The sequence below is a fragment of the Novosphingobium decolorationis genome, assembly GCF_018417475.1.
GTDB lineage: Bacteria > Pseudomonadota > Alphaproteobacteria > Sphingomonadales > Sphingomonadaceae > Novosphingobium > Novosphingobium decolorationis.
Window position 1 is genome coordinate 3,515,761 of the sequence record NZ_CP054856.1, and the last position, 17,588, is coordinate 3,533,348.

Consider the following 17,588-nt stretch of genomic DNA (forward strand, 5'->3'; position numbering starts at 1 on the left):
AGCATTGAAGCCGAAAATGCGCCGGAAGGCGAAGAAAGTGGCTGGTCTATCCGGCGCTCTGCGGGCGCCAGGAATACTGCGGGTTACGCCAGTCGATCCCTTCCAGCAGGCAGGACAATTGCGCGTTGGTCAGCGAGACGATCCCGTCCTTCGCCGAGGGCCACACGAAGCGTCCCTTCTCGAGCCGCTTGGAATAGAGCGACATGCCTATCCCGTCGTGCCAGATGATCTTGATCAGCGATCCCGTCCGTCCGCGAAACACGAACAGGTCGCCCCCATGCGGATCGCGCTTCAGGCCCTGCTGGACCTGCAAGGCCAGCCCTTGCATCCCTTTGCGCATGTCCGTGTGCCCCATGGCGATCCACACCCGCGCGCCCGCTGGGATCACCGCAGCGCCTTCAAGGTCGCGGTGACCAGTGCAGCGGGAGCTTCGGCCGAAATGCGAACGCGCCGACCTTCGCCCAGTTCGACGGTGATCACGCCGCAGCGATCACAGCCGTCCACCTTCTCGTCCTTAGTGAGGACCGCCTGGGCAAAGGCTGCCTCCACCATCGGAAGGGATGCCCCTTTGGCTTGTTCGCGTCGCAGATTGCGCCGCCAGGTGTAGATCAGGCTGGTCGATACGTCCCGCCGCCGGGCTACGTCCGCGACACATGCGCCCGGCGCGAAGGCCTCGGCCAGGATCTTGAAGCGCTCCTCGTCCCGCCACCGACGCCGCCGCTCCGGCCCCGTCATCACCGTAATCTGCCCCATGCTGCGCTCCTAAGCTCGCTCATACGAGCGCTCTTAAGACCGGTCGTTCACTCACCGGACAAGGCGGGGCTCACCGGATGGGTACGGCGACCGTCGGCGGAAATCTCCTTCAGCGCACTCGCTGCATGTATTTCCGCAACGGCGCAGATGGGACTTATCCGTGCAATAAGCGCGAGCCAGGCAGCGGCTGCGCCGCGATTGGCGGGCTCGACCGTGGGCAAGCTCTGCTGGGTGTGGGCGCATTATGCAATGCAGTCTCGCCTGGTGACTGGCCAGTCGCGCTGACGGCAATGGATGCCCGGATCGAAGTAGTTGGCCCGGCAGGCTCTCGCTATATGCCGATTGCGGAACTTTATCGCCTGCCCGGTGAAACGCCGCATCTCGAATTCACTCTCGCTCCAGGCGATTTAGTGACTGCGATCGAGGTGCCGAGGACGCCTGCGGGCCGCAGCTCGACCTATCATAAGATCCGCGACCGTGAATCATACGCTTTTGCGCTTGCCTCAGCAGCCGTAGCTCTCGAGCTGCAGGGAGGGCGCGTCACTCGAGCTCGCATTGCTGTGGGCGGTGTGGCAACCCGCCCCTGGCGAGCGACTGAAGCCGAGCAAATGCTCGCCGGGCGGCGGTTAACAGCTGACAGCGCACTCGAGATCGGCCGGGCGGCGTTTCAGGCCGCCCAGCCCGGAAGGCACAACGGATTCAAGCTCGAACTTGGCGCACGGACGGTTGCCGACGCCTTGATGATTGCTGCCGAAAGGAGCCGCTCATGAGCGCTGGTAAGTTTCCAGATCGGGCCCGCATTGATGCGCTTGAGAAGGTGCAAGGCTTGACGCGCTACCCAGGCGACATGCCGGCGTCGCGGATGCTCCATGCGATGATCGTGCCGTCGCGCATCGCGAAGGGGAGATTGACAGGGCTTGACACTGCGGCCGCACTTCGCGTCGCAGGGGTTGTGCGGGTGCTGACGCCAGAGGACTTTCCCTCTCCGCCGCCGGTCAGTGAAGCTGGACCGCCGCCACCGCCGCCATCACTTGAGCAGCGGATTGCCTTTCGCGGTCAGCCCGTGGCGCTCGTTGTAGCTGAAAGCCTTGAGGCAGCCATAGAGGGCGCGGAGTTGGTCCGCCCAAGCTTTGAAGTCGAGCCGTTTGCGGTCGAAATTGACAGCAAGGACAGCGAACGGGATGCAGCGGAAAACGTGATCTTCGGCGATGCCCAAGCCGCGTTTGCGAGGGCGGCGATCACGATAGAAGCAAAATATACTTCGCCAACTCAGCACCACAATCCGATCGAGTTGTTGGTAACGGCTGCGATTTGGGAAGACGGGCGCCTCACACTCTACGAGTCAACCCAAAGCAGTGCGGCAACGAAGGTGGCTACCGCTCGCGCGCTAGGTCTCGATCCCGCAATGGTTGACGTAAAGAGCGCCTATATCGGCGGCGGCTTCGGGCAGAAAGGCGGAAGTAGCCAACGGCAGACCGTCCTGGTCGCAAGAGCTGCAATGCTCCTTGGTCGTCCGGTAAAGATCGTAGTACCCCGCGGTCAGATCTTCCACCAAGCCACCTATCGGCCTCGCAGCCGGCACCACATCCGTTTAGGCGCGGACGCCGGGGGCAAGATGATCGCGGCCGCATATGATGCAGAGCAGGAACAGTCACGCCTCGGCTCATTTCCTGCCGCCGATTATCACGAAGCACCTGCTCGGATGTACGGGATTGAAAATTATCACGGCACCGCAGCAGACATCAGGCTGGACCGCCAGCCTCCTGGATGGATGCGTGCGCCGCACCCGCAGGCGGCATGTTTCGCCTTCGAGAGTGCGGTCGACGAACTGGCGTACGAGCTGGGGCACGATCCCGTCGCGTTGCGATTAGCCAATGACAGACGGGTCGATCCGCTTACGGGCCACCCTTTTTCTTCTCGCTTTCTGAACGAGTGCCTCGAAGAGGGCGCGAGGCGTTTTGGCTGGTCGCAGCGCAATGCTCGACCTGGATCAATGACGGCCAGCGATGGGAGCCTGATCGGTTGGGGTGTCGCGTGTGGGGCGTATCCTTCAAGAATGGTGCCCGCGGTTGCGACTTTGCGGATCGGTGCTGATGGCTCCACGCTCTACAAGGCTTCCGGCCACGAAATGGGCCAAGGCATTCGTACCGCAATTGCGACGGTGCTCCTCGAAGCGCTATCTATCGATCCGGATAGGCTGGAGATTGTCATTGGCGACACCAGCGCAGCTCCCCAGCACATGACCGCAGGTTCTTGGGGCACGGCTGGCGCGGTCCCGGCCGCGACCAAGGCGGCGGCGCGCATGCGCGAGGCGATGACAGAACTGCTTGCAGGACGACGTATCCAAGGGAATCTGCACCGGCAATTAGCGGCCGTGCGCCGCCCGTCTCTGCAAATTGAAGTTACCGAGCTCGGTCCCGGACAGGGGCCAGAGGCACTCGCGTCTTTACGCCGAGGGGGCTTTGCCGTCGCTGGCCCAGAATATCCGACGTTCACCACCATGAGCTACATTGCCCATTTCGTGGAGGTCCAGGTCGAGACCAGAATCCGGCGTGTCCGAGTACCGCGCGTTGTTAGCATCGCTGATTGTGGTCGTGTCATAAGCCCCCGAACGGCGGCGAGCCAGGTCCGAGGCGGAGTCGTCTGGGCGATTAGCGCGGCCCTACGTGAGGCCACCGAGATCGACCCGCGCTACGGTGGATATCTCAACAACGATCTGGCCGATTATGTCGTCGCCGTTAACGCAGACATAGGTTCAATCGATGTCGGCTTTATCGACCAGCCAGATCCGCTTGCGAATTCCACGGGTCTGAAAGGCCTCGGCGAAGTAGCGATGGCGGGCGCATCGCCGGCTGTCGCAAACGCCATCTTCCATGCCACCGGCAAGCGGATCAGGGAATTGCCAATCCGAATAGAGCATTTGCTGTGAGCATCCATTCATTCGATCGCCAGCGCAGTAATAGCCAATGAAGACATCAAGAAGAATGCACGATTGGCAGAAGAAGAGATGGTCATCTTCGAGATGATTGCTGAAATCAAATGAAGGTAACGATGCCGGGCGCGCGTAATGCCTGAAACTTGATCGTGGACGAAATGCGGTGCCAGATTTAGTATTTGATCTTCGCTATCTCAAATACGCTATGGCAGTTGCGCGACATGGCAGTTTTCGGCGCGCAGCAGATGCACTTGGCCTATCACAATCTACAGTCAGCCGACGGGTACAGCTGCTCGAGCGACGGCTGGGAGTGCCAATCTTCGAGCGGAACCGGACAGGGACGCACCTAACCTCCGCGGGGGAAAGATTTATCCGGGAGGCCGAGTTTGGCGCAGAGCGTCTTCATCAAGCTGCAATGGAGCTTGGAGGTAAGCGTCCGCCCGGGACCGTTGGCGGCAGGAAACGCCCCAAGTCGGCCAGTCAAATCGCGAGAAATGAGCGGCCGCTTTCAAGCAGCCCCCGCTTCGGACGCTATGGCATCAATGTCGGGGGGAGCGGACGTTTCACATTGATCGTGCAAGGCGTTTGATGGCTTCAGGCGGGCCTAATGCTACGAACACGGAATCTCTGGGAGTATGACTCGCATCTCTGCCCTTGACTGACTGGTCGCAGAGCGTTCCAATGTAGATTTTCCGCCGTGACACTCCAGCGGCAGCAAGCTCGCTCTGAACTATTCTTAGCCGCTGCCACTGTCGCCTATAGGGCTGATCGCCGCTAGTTGAGCAAAGATATGCTGCATATGGCAAGACTCGCATTGCATCAGCAATGACATCCACACCTGTGCTTGGCTCCGTCAGCTTCTCGCTGTGCGGCTGGAACTGCAAATAGAAGGGTCCTGAATGGACCGACGATGCGAAAGAGACAGTCCCTGTCATGACTAGAGCCGCAAAGGCCATGGTATGGCGAAACCCGGACATGAGGTAATCATAGCGGCTCTGTGGAAATGAACAACGGCAGCTTTGTCGGCGTGTCCGGAAGGCAGCTTTTGAACCGAAATCTCGGATAGCAGACCTTCGTTCCCGATTGCGGCAATGACCACAATCCACCCAAAATGCGCGTTCACGCCTGCCAGGTGGCCCAGTTCCAAGGCAGCAGTTCATCGATCCGGTTGATGGGATGCCCCTTGCCGATCCGATCGAGGACATCGGCCAGCCATTCCTGCGGATTGACGCCGTTGAGCTTGGCGGTTTCCAGTAGCGAATACATGGCGGCGGCGCTCGCCGCCGCAGTCCGCGCCAGCAAACATCCAGTTCTTGCGGCCAACGGCTATGCCCTGAGGGCATTCTCCGCCGGGTTGTTGTCGATCTCGAGCCTGCCGTCTTGGGTGTAAGCGAGCAATTGCGGCTTGAGCTTCACGGCATAGCGCAGCGCTTCGGCCAGCGGCGATCGGGCGGACGCCTTGGACAGCACGTCATTGGCGGGCGAAGAAATCCATCGCCTTGAGCAGTGACGCCTTGCGTGCCCTGCAGCGAGTATCGGCCGGCTCACCGGAAATTTGCCGCTCAATCTCGTAAAGGTCACGGATCATGAGCAGGCCCTTGCCTGCGGCCGAGTGCGGGTCCGCCTTGTAGACATCGTTGATTTTGCGCCGGGCGTGCGCCCAGCAGGCGACCGGTGTGATCGGCACCGGCTTGCGGTCACTCGCATAAAGGCGGTCAAAACCGGCATAGGCATCGGCCTGCAGGAAGCCCGTGAAGGTCTTGAGATGCTCGCGCGGTCTCTCGCCCTTGCGGTCTGGGCTGTAGCGGAACAGCGCCGCTGGCTTGTCCAAGGGACTCCATTGTCGGTTGTCGCGAAGGTAGACCCATAATCGCCCGGTCGCCGTCTTCCCGGTCCCCGGCGCCAGCACGGGAACGGGCGTGTCGTCGGCATGGACCTTCACGCTGGCCATGACGTGATCGGAGATCCGATCAACCAGCGGTTGCAGCAGCCAGCTTGCCTGGCCGAGCCAGTCCGCCATCGTTGAGCGGCTGATCTCGACACCTTCGCGGGCGTAGATCTGCGACTGGCGATAGAGCGGCAGATGGTCGGCAAACTTCGATACGATGACATGGGCCAGCAGCCCCGGACCGGCGCGGCCGCGCGGAACGGGCAGCGCCGGTCCAGGGGCCTGGCTGATCGCATCGCAGCGATTGCAGGAAAGCTTAGGGCGGACATGACGCACGACGCGGAAGCGACCTGGGATATATTCCAGCACTTCGGTAACGTCCTCGCCGAGCTTGCCCATCGTGCCGCCACAGGCCGAGCAACCCTCGGCATCGGGCGCTGCGTGCATGACCTCGTCGCGGGGCAGATGTTCGGGAAGCGGTGCACGGCGGGGTTTGCGCTGCGCCGCTTTGGCGGGAGCATCGTCGGGCACATGACCTGCAATTACGCACTCGGCATGGGCATGCTCGGCCTCGAGATCCTCGAGCGTGAGTTCGAGCTGATCAGCCTGAAGGGTAAGTCGTTCGGAGGATTGGCCGAACTTCATGCGCCGAAGCCGGGCCAACTGGACCTTGAGCTTCTCGATCTGGAGCGTGATCAGCTTGACCGCGTTGCGGGTCGCCTCATGCGCTTCGCGTTCGGCTTCCAGCGCCTGTTCCGAAGCGGCCAGACGTGCGCGCATCGCCTCGGCAAACGCGCGCAGTTCTGCGGGATCGGTAGGGAGTTCGAGATCGTCGGGGGACACGCCCCATTAGCAGAATCGGGTTCAGCACCCAAGAAAAAAGCCCGGAAATACGCCATTTTATACATCAAATCTGGACCGGCAGGCGCGGCGGGTCGGGCGCTACCGTACGCCTCCAGTCCATCGCTTCGATCAGCAGTGCAAACTGCGCCGGGGTGAGCACAACGCCGCCCTCGATGAGCGGAGGCCAGACAAAACGGCCACGCTCCAGGCGCTTGGCAAAAAGGCAAAGGCCGCTGCCATCCCAGTGCAGCGCCTTCAGGTAGTTGCCGTTCTTGCTGCGAAACAAAAAGACATGCCCGCCGAATGGCTCGACCGCGAACAGCGGCCGAACGAGCGCGGCCAGCCCATCGAACCCCAGACGCATGCTGACCGGCTTGCTTGCCAGATAGACCTTCGTTCCGGGCGCCAGCGAAATCACGATACATCCCGAAGCGCACGAAGAACGCGGGCCAGCGCCTTCTCGTTGACGTAGCTGTCCGTGGACAGGCGGACCCCGCTGGGCAGATCGATGTCTATCGCGCCAGGCCTCGCGCCGGGATGCGGACGCACCAGGTCTTCCGGCATCGGCGTACTAGACGGCGCGGCCTTCACCTGAGGGGCTGGCACCGGCGCCGTGGGCGCGGGTTCGGTCGTCACGATCGAACCGTAGGGAATGAACTCCAGTGGCTCGCTGGCGATCGCCGTTGCCTGCCGGCGGGCCGAACGCCAGTTGTAGATCAGGCTCTCCGCAATCTCATGGCGCCTGGCAACATCGCGAACAGAAACGCCCTCCTGATCCGCCTCGGCCAGGATCGCGGCCTTCTCCGCATCCGAATACTTCCTGCGCCGCTCCGTGCGCGCGATGATCTCCACCCGGTCTGTCACTTGGCCTCCTTCTGGAGTCCAGAAAGAGACTCCTTACTGGAGGTCCATCACCTTCACGCTCTTACCTCGCAACGCGACCGAGCCCGGACGCTTACGCTTGGAGCGATCCAGCGTGGCGATACGGGCGAATTGCGGATCGGCGTTACCAGTTCAATGGCGACCGGATTTCTAGCCAATGTGCTAGGTTTGTTCACGGCACGTTTCCCGAGCATTGTTCTGACGTTTGAAGAGGCATCTTCACAGGCGAACGCAGCAAGCGTCCTCGATAGTCGTTTGGACGTAGCCTTTGTCTTGGGAACGCCTCAGTTGCCAAACCATCAAACCCGACGTTTATGGGACGAAGAAGTGTACTTTGTTATCCCAGCCACTCACAAATTTGCTGGACGATCACAAATCACTTGGCGCGATGTTAGAGTCGGTTTCGAAACTCACGCTGACCGAGCCAAACGGCGTAGCATGAGCATGGCGGCGGCGGCGTAGAGGAAGGCTGCGGCGGATTTGAGGGTGGCTTCCACGTCCTTGGCCAGACGGCGGTTTCGATTGACCCAAGCGAAGAACCGCTCGACCACCCAGCGCCGAGGGAGGACGACGAAGCCGGACTGCCCGGCGATCTTGCTGACTATCTCGACGGTGATGCGGGTCGCCTCGGTGACACGGTGATGGTTATAGCCGCCATCGGCCCAGACCTTCTCGATGAACGGGAAGAGGCCGCGCGAGATTTGCAGCAACGCGCCGCCGCCATCACGATCCTGGACATCGGCGGTGTGCGGCTCGACAAGCAGCGGCCTGCCGTCAGTATCGACCAGAGCATGGCGCTTGCGACCTTTGATCTTCTTGCCAGCATCGTAGCCGCGCGGTCCGCCGCTCTCGGTGGTCTTGACGCTCTGACTGTCGATGATGGCTCCGCTTGGCGAGGCGTCCCTTCCGGCTCGCTCGCGATCGAGCGCGACCAGCGCATGGTTGATCCGCTCGAACAGGCATTCGTCACGAAACCGGGCAAACCAGCGGTAGACCGTCTGCCACGGCGGGAAGTCCTTGGGCAGCAACCGCCATGCAATCCCGCCGCGCAGAACGTAGAAGATGGCGTTCACGATTTCGCGCATTGGCCATTGCCGTCGCCGCCCCGTCGTGCGCGCCTCGGGAACAAATGTCGCGATCAGCGCCCACTCGGCATCGCTCAAATCCGTCTGGTAACGCTTCGAAACACGCGTATGCTGCACGCGGGTGGCTGGGGTCCACATCAAGATCTCCGGGTTGTCTGCAAAACCCCCGGAATCACACGAACCTCAGCCGCTCAACCCCTTTCGAAACGGCCTCTTAGGCAGGAAACATTTCTTGTACACGCCGGCGGAGCGGGCGAGGAAAGCGAGGATCATCTGATCAGGCGAGTTTCTGCACTAGGATTTCGGCCAAAGATTATCCGCCAAAAAGCTAGTCGAGAGTATATTTTCAGTCTGGTTGCTCTGGGTTACGGCATCGCCATCACAACAAGTTCTGCACAAGGGCTACTTGATAAGGGCGTTAAATTTGTGCGCGCAGGCGACGGCGGAGAAACCGTCGCCTTGAGTGCCGTATGGTTGGAGCACAGCTCGAACCCTGCACTTAGAAAGCTGCTTAATGTCTGCGACTCCCTTGTGTTTCAACGCTGAAGTGGGTGCGGCAATTTACTGTAGGTCATCTGTCGTGGCGTCGACGACCCACGTGATGCCGAAACGGTCGATCAACATTCCAAACAGCGGCGACCATTGCGTGGGTGCAAGATCCTGTAGGATTGTGCCGCCTTCTGCCAGCAGGGACCATCGGGCTTTATTGTCATCGATGCTCGATCCGCTGAGTGCCACATAGAATGCGTTCTTTCCTGCATCGAATTCTTGATCCTTCCGCACATCGAAGGCCATGATTCTGAAACCGTCCTTAGAGACGACTTGTCCCCACATGATGTGGTCCGGCGCGGCGGCGGCTTGCGCCTGACCCATTTTTTCATAGGTCATCAAAATCCGCTCGCCGTCGAATACGCGGGCATAGAAGTCGAGCGCCGCGCGGGCATGGCCACTGAAGTTGAGATGGGTAGTAACAGTAAGGGTCATTATTCTCTCCGAAACGATATGGGCGGCGTTGGCTTAGTCGCCCAATGGCGGTATAGCTTGGGGCAGCTGCCAATTTCCGTCAGTAAGCGATGCCGCGGGCCGATCGACTCCTACGCCTCCTCCAACTAATCCGCGTGATGGCGCCGCCGATCACTGCAGCGCGTCTTGCCGATGAAACCGGTGTGTCCGTTCGAGCCTTATACCGCGACATTGATGCGCTCCGCGCCGCCGGCGCACGGATCGAAGGGCAGCGTGGCTATGGCTTCAAGCTGATTGAAGACCCGTCACTGCCGCCGCAATCGTTGGATCGTGACGAGATCGAAGCGCTCGCGCTGGGGTTAGCCGAGGTCGGTTCCTGGGGCGATCCGATGCTGGCGAAGGCGGCGGCCTCTGTCCTCAGCAAGGTTGCGGCCACCCTTTCAGATGAGCGCGGGCGACAACTTATCCACGTAATCGCGCGCGTTTTCCAGCCTACACCGCGATATGCCAGCGACATGGATCTTTCGCCTCTCCGCAATGCATGCTGGCAGGAGGTTGCAGTGAAAATCAGCTATCTTGATCAGAAGAACCACGAGAGTGAGCGCGAGATTCTGCCGCTTTCCCTCGTATATAATGAGGACTGCGTTACCGTTCTTTCTTGGTCCTGCCTACGTGAAGATTTCCGGATGTTCAGGACCGACCGGATAACAGCGCTGAGATCAACCGATCGAAGTTTCCGTCCGCGACGCGTGGCCCTTTTAAGGACATATCTGGAGCAACTCCAAGGGCAGTTGAGCGGCCAAATGGCCAGGAGAAAGTGATGCGTTGTGATGATGGCGCAATCGCTTCGGCATAGGGCATAATGGGTTTGGCGCAGGGGTTTGCTGCCCCTCGTGAAGCGAGCTTGTATTAAGCGGAGCTTCCTTGCCCCGCTTGAATGAAGCGGTCCGTCATCGAGAGCTTCTCAAGGTGTCATCCTCTCAAGGCTTCTTGAGTGTCGCGCGACATTCAGGTTGAGAAAGCGCGACAAACAAGATGAGAATCTTGCGTTCCGGGATTGGCGAAGGGCGTAGCCCGTAGCCGATGCCGGAACGCAGGGGGCGCCTTTTGAAGGGTGCCTGTGATGGTCGTGGTGGTCGCTATGCATTGGGTTTTCCTAGGGAGGAGGACCTGACGTGTGGCGGGCCGACACATCAACGATCATCAGGTGAGACTTTTCATGACCCACAGACGTAACGATCCCGTCGCCCTGGCGGCGGCCAAGGCCGGTTTCAGCCCGGCGACAGGCTACCGGGTGCTGCAGGATGCGCGCCTGCCTTCTCAGCGACAGGCGCCGCGCGGCCGACGGCGGCCTGATCCGCTATCAGGCATTTTCGAAGAAGTCGTCGTGCCGATGCTGGAGGCCGCCCCCGGTCTTCGTCCTGTCGCGATCTTCGAGGAACTGCGCCGCCGGTACCCGGATACCGAGTTCGGCTCACGACGAACCCTGGAGAGGCGTATTCGCGACTGGCGCGCTCTGAACGGCCAGGATCGGGAAGTCATCTTCAGGCAGGTTCATGAACCGGGACGGCTCGGCATGTCCGATTTTACGTGCATGAACGATCTGGACGTCGCCATCGCCGGGGCCCCCTTGGATCACTTGCTCTATCACTTCCGCCTGCCTTGCGGTGGCTTTGAACATGGGCACGTCATTCTGGGCGGCGAGAGTTTCGTCGCCCTGGCCGAAGGGCTGCAGAATGCGCTCTGGTCTGCTGGCGGAGCGCCCAGGCTCCACCGTACCGACAGCTTGTCGGCCGCCTTCCGCAACCTGGACGCAGATGCGAAGGCCGACCTGACCAAGCGCTATGACGCCCTATGCGCCCATTATGGAATGGAGCCGACGCGCAACAACACAGGCATTGCCCACGAGAACGGTGCGATCGAGAGCGCCCACGGCCATATCAAGGCTGCAGTCAAGGACGCGCTGTTATTGCGCGGGACCACCGACTTCACCGACCTTGCCGCTTATCGCCGCTTCATCGACGAAGTCGTGACCGCAAGGAACCGGCGCCACGGTCCCGGCATCGATGCTGAGCGCAAGGCGCTGCAATCCCTCCCGAACGCACGGACTACCGATTACGAGGAAGTCCTCGTGACGGTGACGTCCTCGGGCGGCTTCACTCTGCGCAAGGTGTTCTACACGGTCCCCTCGCGCCTGATCGGACATCGCCTGCGCGTGCGCCTTTACGACGACCGTCTCGATGTCTTCATCGGCGGCACAAGGCTCATGACCCTGCAGCGCGGCCGCGCCGGTGTGAACGGTAAGCACGGCCACGTCGTCGATTATCGCCATGTCATTCATTCCCTGCGGCGCAAGCCGATGGCGCTACGGGGATTGGTCTATCGTGACAGCCTGTTCCCCGCGCGCCCTACCGCCTCATGTTCGAGCACTTGCTGGAAGCTGTGGGCGAAAGAAGCCTGCCGGATCATGGTCGAGCTTCTGGCCATGGCCCACGAGCGCCTGCGAGGCGGAGCTCGCCCATATCCCGGAGGAGGACATGGCAATCCGCAGGACCCCATGCCTGTCGGCACTACGGGCCCGCTTCAGCCCCGATCCCGCCACTTTGCCCGAAGTCGTGGTCGAGATGGTCTCGCTCTCGATCTACGACGGGCTGATCGAACAGGGAGAAGCGGCATGAGCACGGCTCCTATGATCGACGCACAGCGCACGGGCCTGATGCTCAATGAACTGCGCTTGCCAACCATCAAGCATATCTGGGAGATTTTGCGGCCCGTGCGGACAAGGAAGGATGGCCCGCGAGCCGGTTCCTTGCAGCCCTTGCCGAACATGAACTCGCCGAACGCGATCGCCGCCGGATCGGGCGTCATCTGGCTGAAGCCCACCTGCCGGCAGGCAAGACGTTGGACTGCTTTGCGTTCGAGGCCGTGCCGATGATCTCCAAGGCCCAGGTCATGGCCCTGTGCGCCGGCGATGGCTGGCTCGACCAGGGTTCCAATCTCATCCTGTTCGGCCCGCCAGGCGGCGGCAAAAGCCATCTGGCGGCGGCGATCGGCCTGGCGTTGGTGGAAAATGGCTGGCGAGTGCTGTTCTCCCGCACCTCTGACCTCGTCCAGCGTCTGCAGGTCGCTCGCCGCGAACTGACGCTGGAATCCGCAATCGCCAAGCTCGACAAATATCATCTGCTCATTCTCGACGACTTTGCCTACGTCTCACGCGATCAGGCGGAAACCTCCGTCCTCTTCGAACTGATCAGTGCCCGATACGAGCGCAGATCCTTGCTCATCACCGCCAACCAGCCCTTCGGTGAATGGAATCGCGTCTTCCCGGACCCGGCAATGACGCTCGCTGCGGTCGACAGGCTCGTGCATCACGCCACGATCTTCGAGATGAACGTCGAAAGTTATCGCCGGCGCACGGCTCAGGCCCGCCGCACCGGGGCTGGACGTCCTGCCGCCTACACCACTCCGAAAGTCCTCGAGACCATCCGCGACAATCAGGATGAGAACGAGGTCCTTGCCAGCGACAATTAAAATCGGCACTGAATGACGCGCCGCGACAATCACATTCTCATCCTGATTGACGCGCAATCCTCATCCTGTTTGTCGCGCTACACTTGAGCGATCGGCAAGCTAACCCTTGTCTGACAGGCTTCGACGCGCTCGAACGAAGCCGCGATCAGTGGCGATGAAGCGCTGGACCATGGGGGCAATGAGCTTGGCTGGATCCGAGAGCTGTTGTCCCGTCTCGCGGGCCAGGACCTCCGCGTAGGCGACGAGATCCGTACCCATCCGGTGAGCCCCGCCTTGTCCGGTGAGTGAACGACCGGTCTTAAGAGCGCTCGTATGAGCGAGCTTAGGAGCGCAGCATGGGGCAGATTACGGTGATGACGGGGCCGGAGCGGCGGCGTCGGTGGCGGGACGAGGAGCGCTTCAAGATCCTGGCCGAGGCCTTCGCGCCGGGCGCATGTGTCGCGGACGTAGCCCGGCGGCGGGACGTATCGACCAGCCTGATCTACACCTGGCGGCGCAATCTGCGACGCGAACAAGCCAAAGGGGCATCCCTTCCGATGGTGGAGGCAGCCTTTGCCCAGGCGGTCCTCACTAAGGACGAGAAGGTGGACGGCTGTGATCGCTGCGGCGTGATCACCGTCGAACTGGGCGAAGGTCGGCGCGTTCGCATTTCGGCCGAAGCTCCCGCTGCACTGGTCACCGCGACCTTGAAGGCGCTGCGGTGATCCCAGCGGGCGCGCGGGTGTGGATCGCCATGGGGCACACGGACATGCGCAAAGGGATGCAAGGGCTGGCCTTGCAGGTCCAGCAGGGCCTGAAGCGCGATCCGCATGGGGGCGACCTGTTCGTGTTTCGCGGACGGACGGGATCGCTGATCAAGATCATCTGGCACGACGGGATAGGCATGTCGCTCTATTCCAAGCGGCTCGAGAAGGGACGCTTCGTGTGGCCCTCGGCGAAGGACGGGATCGTCTCGCTGACCAACGCGCAATTGTCCTGCCTGCTGGAAGGGATCGACTGGCGTAACCCGCAGTATTCCTGGCGCCCGCAGAGCGCCGGATAGACCAGCCACTTTCTTCGCCTTCCGGCGCATTTTCGGCTTCAATGCTGCGCCGATCTGTGATTCCATGCTCGTCATGGACACGGCCGCATCGCCCCTTCCGGACGACGTCGAAGCGCTCAAGGCGCTGCTGTCCGCCGCGCTTGAACGCGCCGACGAGGCCGAGGCGCGCCTCGCCAATGCCAGGGCCCGCGAGAGCGCGACCGAGGCGATGATCGCCCACCTCAAGCTGCAGATCGCCAAGCTGCGCCGCGAGCAATATGGCGCCAGTGCCGAGCGCAGCCGTCGACTTCTCGACCAGCTTGAGCTTCAGTTGGAAGACCTCGAGGCCGATGCCTGCGAGGATGACCTAGCCGCCGAAGTTGCCGCCGCCAGGACAGCCGACGTTGCCGCCTTCGCGCGCAAGCGGCCGAGCCGTAAGCCGCTCCCCGCACACCTCCCGCGCGAGCGCGTTGTCATTCCCGCACCGTGTTCATGCCGGTCCTGCGGCGGCGTGCGCCTGTCGAAGCTGGGCGAAGACGTGACCGAGACGCTCGAAGTGATCCCGCGCCAGTGGAAGGTGATCCAAACGGTACGCGAGAAGTTCTCGTGCCGGGATTGCGAGGCGATCACGCAGCCTCCAGCGCCGTTCCATGTCGTGCCGCGCGGATGGGCCGGCCCCAGTTTCCTCGCCATGCTGCTGTTCGAGAAGTATGGCCAGCATCAGCCCCTCAACCGCCAGGCCGAGCGCTTCGCGCGCGAAGGCGTGGCGCTCAGCACCTCGACGCTGGCCGACCAGGTGGGCGCGGCGGCCTTCGCCCTGATGCCGCTCTATCGACGGATCGAGGCGCACGTGCTTGCGGCCCGGCGGCTGCATGGCGACGATACAACCGTGCCGGTCCTGGCCAAGGGCAAGACCGATACCGCGCGCCTGTGGGTTTACGTCCGCGATGACCGGTCCTTTGCCGGCAGCGATCCGCCCGCAGCCCTGTTCCACTATTCCCGCGACCGGCGCGGCGAGCATCCTCGGGCGCATCTGGCGTCCGGGCCGGGATTCTGCAGGCTGATGCCTATGGCGGCTACAACGAGCTCTACGCGCCCGGCCGTCAGCCCGCACCCGTGACCGAGGCGGGTTGCTTTGCGCATGCACGGCGCAAGTTCTTCGAACTCGCCGACGTCGAGGCCGCCGCACGCAGGAAGAGCCGCGGCGAGCGTACCGGCATGATCTATCCGATCGCGTTGGAAGCTGTGCAGCGCCTCGATGCCCTGTTCGAGATCGAGCGTGGCATCAGCGGCAAGGCCACCGAAGAGCGCCTCGCCGTCCGGCAGGACCTCAGCGCACCGCAGATGGCGGATCTGCACGCCTGGCTCACCGCCCAGCTCGCGAAGCTCTCGCGCAGCCACGATCTGGCCAAGGCCATCAACTACATGCTCCGACGCTGGGGGGCCTTCACCCGCTTCCTCGAAGATGGCCGGATCTGCCTCACGAACAACGCAGCCGAGCGGGCGCTGCGCTGCGTGCCCTCGGGCGCAAGGCATGGCTGTTCTGCGGCTCCGATCGCGGCGGACAGCGCGCCGCCGTGCTCTATACGCTGATCCAGACCGCCCGGCTCAACGATGTCGATCCGCAGGCCTGGCTGGCCGATGTCCTCGCGCGCATTGCCGAGCATCCCGTCAACCGGATCGACGAACTGCTCCCCTGGAACTGGCAAGTCCGGCCCGGAGTGCTATCGCAGGTGGCATGACCGCCCGATCGACAGACAGGCCCACAGCCACCGACAGTTTCCTGCAGATCGCAAGGCTGCGCATCGAGCTTGAGGACAGCGATCCGCCAATCTGGCGCCTGGTCGAAGTGCCGACCTCGGTCACTCTCAAGGTCCTGCACGACATCGTGCAGGCCGCGATGGGATGGTTCGATTACCATCTCTGGGAGATGCGCATTGACGACCAGACTTATGGCCTGCCGATGGAAGACGACTGGGGAACCGCTCCGCGCAAGATTGCCGCGCGCATCCGCCTGCGCGACGTACTCGCTCCCGGCGCGACCACGATCGCGTATTCCTACGACTTTGGTGACGACTGGCAGCACACGCTCACCTTGAGCGACGTTCGGCAGGGAGATCCGGCTCTCGCCTATCCCCGCTTCATCGGCGGCGAGCGCGAGTGTCCACCCGAGGATTGCGGCGGGATCTCCGGCTTCTACGAGATGCTGGAGATCAGGTCTGATCCCACGCACGAGCAGCATATCGAAATCAACGACTGGCTCGACGGCTACGACCCGGACGAACTCGACATCTTGCCGATCGAAGCGGGGCTCGCTCGTATCGCTGTCAGACGCAACGCCGCAGCAAAGCGCATCATCAAACCAAAGGCGACCTAGCCACGGCCACTGCGGCCTTCACCGGATGGGTACCGAGATCCCGGTGCAGCGGTGCCGGTAGCTCGATCGTCACCTTGATCGGCTTGTCGTCGGCGATCGCGCCGAGCTTGAGCTTGGTCATCTCAGCCTCCGTAAGGTTCGAGCACCAGATCGCGGGTGACGATGACCCGCACCGGAAAACCAGGTCGAATCGTCAACGTCGGGGCGATGTTGAGCTGGCGGCGGATGATCTGCTGGCCAGCGTCGTTGATGGTGTCCTGACCGCCGTTGCGGATCGCCTGGATCAGCCGGTCGTCGTCATTGGTTGCGAGTTCCGCCCCGACGCTCAGCAGCGTCGAAAGGCCGGCTGCCTTAGCGAGATCCCACCAGTGATAATCGATACCGTCCTGCAGGCCGGCATAGCCCTCGGCGTCGGCGCCCGGCTGGCGCTCGAGAACGATCGACCGACCGTTCGGAAAGATCAGGCGGTTCCACACCAGTAGGACGCGGCTTTGGCCGAACTGAACGTTGTTGTCGTACTGGCCGATGACGCGCGTGCCCTGCGGGACGAGAAGGATGCGGCCGGTCGGGCTGTCGTAGATGTTCTCGGTGACCTGGGCCGTGATCTGACCCGGGAGGTCCGAATGGATGCCGGTGATCAGCGCCGCAGAGATGACCGCACCCGCCTGAAGAATGTTCGGCGATGCCGGCGCAGCGACCCGATCGGCGGCAACGGTGCGCCGGTCGACCGGCGCGTTAAGGAACGCCTGTTGCCGCTCCTGCGCCGTGGGCGTCGCCGGGGGCGGTGCGAGACCAAGGCTCGTAAGGTCGGGCTGCGCCAGGCTCGGCGTGCTGGTCGTCGCCGGCGTCGTGGTACGCGACTCCGACGCGGCGAACAGCCGGCTGGTGCGCGCCGTCTCGATCTCCTGGAGGCGGCGCTGCTCCTCCGCGCTCATTCCCGGCTGCGCGGGCGCAACGCCGGGCGTCGGTACGGGCTGCCCTCGGTTCTGTGCGCTGACAATCGGCCGACCGAGATCGCCGGGCAGCGGCGGTCCGAGCTGGGGCACGCCGGTATAGTCGCGCGGCAGCCCCTGAAGGCCGTCCGCCGTCGAGCGATTGTCGGTCGAATAGAGTTCCTCGGGCGGCCGCCCGCCGTTCCGGGTCTGGAGCGCGTAGACCAGCGCGCCGCCGAGGCCGAGGCTCGCCACCAGGCCGAGCCCGGCCAGCACCTTGCGCGACAGCCGGGTAACGCGTGGAGCCTCCGCGCGCAGCCGCATCGGAGCGGCCGCCTCCGGCGCCGATCCCGTTAGCGGCGCGCTGGCTTCCTCTTC

At 62.5% G+C, this 17,588-nt stretch carries 18 protein-coding genes and 4 pseudogenes; 12 read left to right on the plus strand and 10 right to left on the minus strand.

Annotated elements, in window-relative coordinates; all coding sequences use genetic code 11:
- Positions 1–46: 46 nt before the first annotated feature.
- Together tnpB (HT578_RS16310) and tnpA (HT578_RS16315) are read right to left on the minus strand one after the other, a co-directional pair.
- Positions 47–388 (minus strand): IS66 family insertion sequence element accessory protein TnpB, encoded by a 342-nt coding sequence (gene tnpB / locus HT578_RS16310; RefSeq protein ID WP_079731921.1) that lies wholly within the window; start codon positions 386–388, stop codon positions 47–49.
- Positions 385–753, minus strand: coding sequence for an IS66-like element accessory protein TnpA (gene tnpA / locus HT578_RS16315; protein ID WP_039396105.1), 369 nt, complete (start codon positions 751–753; stop codon positions 385–387). Before tnpA (HT578_RS16315) ends, tnpB (HT578_RS16310) begins: the two co-directional genes overlap by 4 nt.
- 77 nt (positions 754–830) lie before the next feature.
- On the opposite strand from tnpA (HT578_RS16315), the gene HT578_RS16320 reads away from it, so the two are divergent.
- The 3 genes from HT578_RS16320 (at position 831) to HT578_RS16330 (ending at position 4,277) form a co-directional block, all read left to right on the plus strand.
- Positions 831–1,523, plus strand: a complete 693-nt coding sequence (locus tag HT578_RS16320) for an FAD binding domain-containing protein (protein ID WP_213500720.1) — start codon at positions 831–833, stop codon at positions 1,521–1,523.
- Positions 1,520–3,682 (plus strand): xanthine dehydrogenase family protein molybdopterin-binding subunit, encoded by a 2,163-nt coding sequence (locus HT578_RS16325; RefSeq protein ID WP_213500721.1) that lies wholly within the window; start codon positions 1,520–1,522, stop codon positions 3,680–3,682. Before HT578_RS16320 ends, HT578_RS16325 begins: the two co-directional genes overlap by 4 nt.
- Before the next feature lie 169 nt (positions 3,683–3,851).
- Positions 3,852–4,277: a LysR family transcriptional regulator gene (locus HT578_RS16330; RefSeq protein WP_213500722.1), complete on the plus strand. Its 426-nt coding sequence runs from the start codon at positions 3,852–3,854 to the stop codon at positions 4,275–4,277.
- A gap of 530 nt (positions 4,278–4,807) precedes the next feature.
- Here the strand turns inward: HT578_RS16330 and tnpC (HT578_RS16335) are convergent.
- The 3 genes and pseudogenes from tnpC (HT578_RS16335) to tnpA (HT578_RS16345) all read right to left on the minus strand — a co-directional run bounded on the left by tnpC (HT578_RS16335) (position 4,808) and on the right by tnpA (HT578_RS16345) (position 7,283).
- A pseudogene (tnpC, locus tag HT578_RS16335) lies at positions 4,808–6,419 on the minus strand (IS66 family transposase).
- Between the two features lie 64 nt (positions 6,420–6,483).
- The gene (gene tnpB / locus HT578_RS16340; RefSeq protein WP_021243391.1) at positions 6,484–6,837 is read right to left on the minus strand and encodes an IS66 family insertion sequence element accessory protein TnpB; all 354 of its coding nucleotides are present in this window, start codon (positions 6,835–6,837) and stop codon (positions 6,484–6,486) included.
- Positions 6,834–7,283 carry an IS66-like element accessory protein TnpA gene (gene tnpA / locus HT578_RS16345; protein ID WP_213500083.1) on the minus strand — a complete coding sequence of 150 codons (450 nt, stop codon included), beginning with the start codon at positions 7,281–7,283 and terminating at the stop codon, positions 6,834–6,836. The genes tnpB (HT578_RS16340) and tnpA (HT578_RS16345) overlap by 4 nt, the downstream gene beginning before the upstream one ends.
- Here tnpA (HT578_RS16345) and HT578_RS22600 point away from each other — a divergent pair, their 5' ends adjacent.
- Positions 7,284–7,763: a LysR family transcriptional regulator substrate-binding protein gene (locus HT578_RS22600; RefSeq protein WP_422394357.1), complete on the plus strand. Its 480-nt coding sequence runs from the start codon at positions 7,284–7,286 to the stop codon at positions 7,761–7,763. It abuts the gene before it with no gap.
- Here the strand turns inward: HT578_RS22600 and HT578_RS16355 are convergent.
- Positions 7,712–8,524, minus strand: a complete 813-nt coding sequence (locus tag HT578_RS16355; RefSeq protein WP_213500422.1) for an IS5 family transposase — start codon at positions 8,522–8,524, stop codon at positions 7,712–7,714. The genes HT578_RS22600 and HT578_RS16355 overlap by 52 nt on opposite strands.
- On the opposite strand from HT578_RS16355, the gene HT578_RS22605 reads away from it, so the two are divergent.
- Positions 8,495–8,932 (plus strand): LysR substrate-binding domain-containing protein, encoded by a 438-nt coding sequence (locus tag HT578_RS22605; protein WP_422394358.1) that lies wholly within the window; start codon positions 8,495–8,497, stop codon positions 8,930–8,932. The genes HT578_RS16355 and HT578_RS22605 overlap by 30 nt on opposite strands.
- Before the next feature lie 15 nt (positions 8,933–8,947).
- Here the strand turns inward: HT578_RS22605 and HT578_RS16360 are convergent, their stop codons facing one another.
- Complete coding sequence (locus HT578_RS16360; RefSeq protein ID WP_213500724.1) at positions 8,948–9,370, minus strand: VOC family protein; 423 nt, start codon at positions 9,368–9,370, stop codon at positions 8,948–8,950.
- A gap of 89 nt (positions 9,371–9,459) precedes the next feature.
- Between HT578_RS16360 and HT578_RS16365 the strand changes: the two genes are divergently transcribed.
- The 3 genes and pseudogenes from HT578_RS16365 (at position 9,460) to istB (ending at position 12,880) form a co-directional block, all read left to right on the plus strand.
- Positions 9,460–10,170, plus strand: coding sequence for a helix-turn-helix transcriptional regulator (locus tag HT578_RS16365; RefSeq protein ID WP_277884174.1), 711 nt, complete (start codon positions 9,460–9,462; stop codon positions 10,168–10,170).
- A 356-nt stretch (positions 10,171–10,526) separates the two neighbouring features.
- Positions 10,527–12,027 (plus strand): annotated as a pseudogene (gene istA, locus HT578_RS16370) (IS21 family transposase).
- A pseudogene (gene istB, locus HT578_RS16375) lies at positions 12,024–12,880 on the plus strand (IS21-like element helper ATPase IstB). Before istA ends, istB begins: the two co-directional pseudogenes overlap by 4 nt.
- A 99-nt stretch (positions 12,881–12,979) precedes the next feature.
- Here istB and HT578_RS16380 read toward each other — a convergent pair.
- Positions 12,980–13,138, minus strand: a complete 159-nt coding sequence (locus HT578_RS16380; protein WP_213500726.1) for a DUF2274 domain-containing protein — start codon at positions 13,136–13,138, stop codon at positions 12,980–12,982.
- 77 nt (positions 13,139–13,215) lie between these two features.
- Between HT578_RS16380 and tnpA (HT578_RS16385) the strand changes: the two genes are divergently transcribed.
- The 4 genes and pseudogenes from tnpA (HT578_RS16385) (at position 13,216) to HT578_RS16400 (ending at position 16,278) form a co-directional block, all read left to right on the plus strand.
- Entirely contained in the window at positions 13,216–13,584 is a 369-nt protein-coding gene (gene tnpA / locus HT578_RS16385) for an IS66-like element accessory protein TnpA (protein ID WP_039396105.1), read from the plus strand.
- 17 nt (positions 13,585–13,601) lie between these two features.
- The gene (tnpB, locus tag HT578_RS16390) at positions 13,602–13,922 is read left to right on the plus strand and encodes an IS66 family insertion sequence element accessory protein TnpB (RefSeq protein ID WP_007013329.1); all 321 of its coding nucleotides are present in this window, start codon (positions 13,602–13,604) and stop codon (positions 13,920–13,922) included.
- A gap of 73 nt (positions 13,923–13,995) precedes the next feature.
- Positions 13,996–15,643: pseudogene (gene tnpC / locus HT578_RS22660) on the plus strand (IS66 family transposase).
- On the plus strand, positions 15,640–16,278 hold the full coding sequence (locus HT578_RS16400; protein WP_039396108.1) for a plasmid pRiA4b ORF-3 family protein: 639 nt from the start codon (positions 15,640–15,642) through the stop codon (positions 16,276–16,278). The pseudogene tnpC (HT578_RS22660) and the gene HT578_RS16400 overlap by 4 nt, the downstream one beginning before the upstream one ends.
- Here the strand turns inward: HT578_RS16400 and HT578_RS22665 are convergent.
- Entirely contained in the window at positions 16,259–16,399 is a 141-nt protein-coding gene (locus HT578_RS22665; protein ID WP_213500727.1) for a DUF2274 domain-containing protein, read from the minus strand. The genes HT578_RS16400 and HT578_RS22665 overlap by 20 nt on opposite strands.
- A gap of 1 nt (position 16,400) precedes the next feature.
- Positions 16,401–17,534, minus strand: coding sequence for a TraB/TrbI/VirB10 family type IV secretion system protein (locus tag HT578_RS16410; protein ID WP_213504406.1), 1,134 nt, complete (start codon positions 17,532–17,534; stop codon positions 16,401–16,403).
- Between the last annotated feature and the right edge of the window lie 54 nt (positions 17,535–17,588).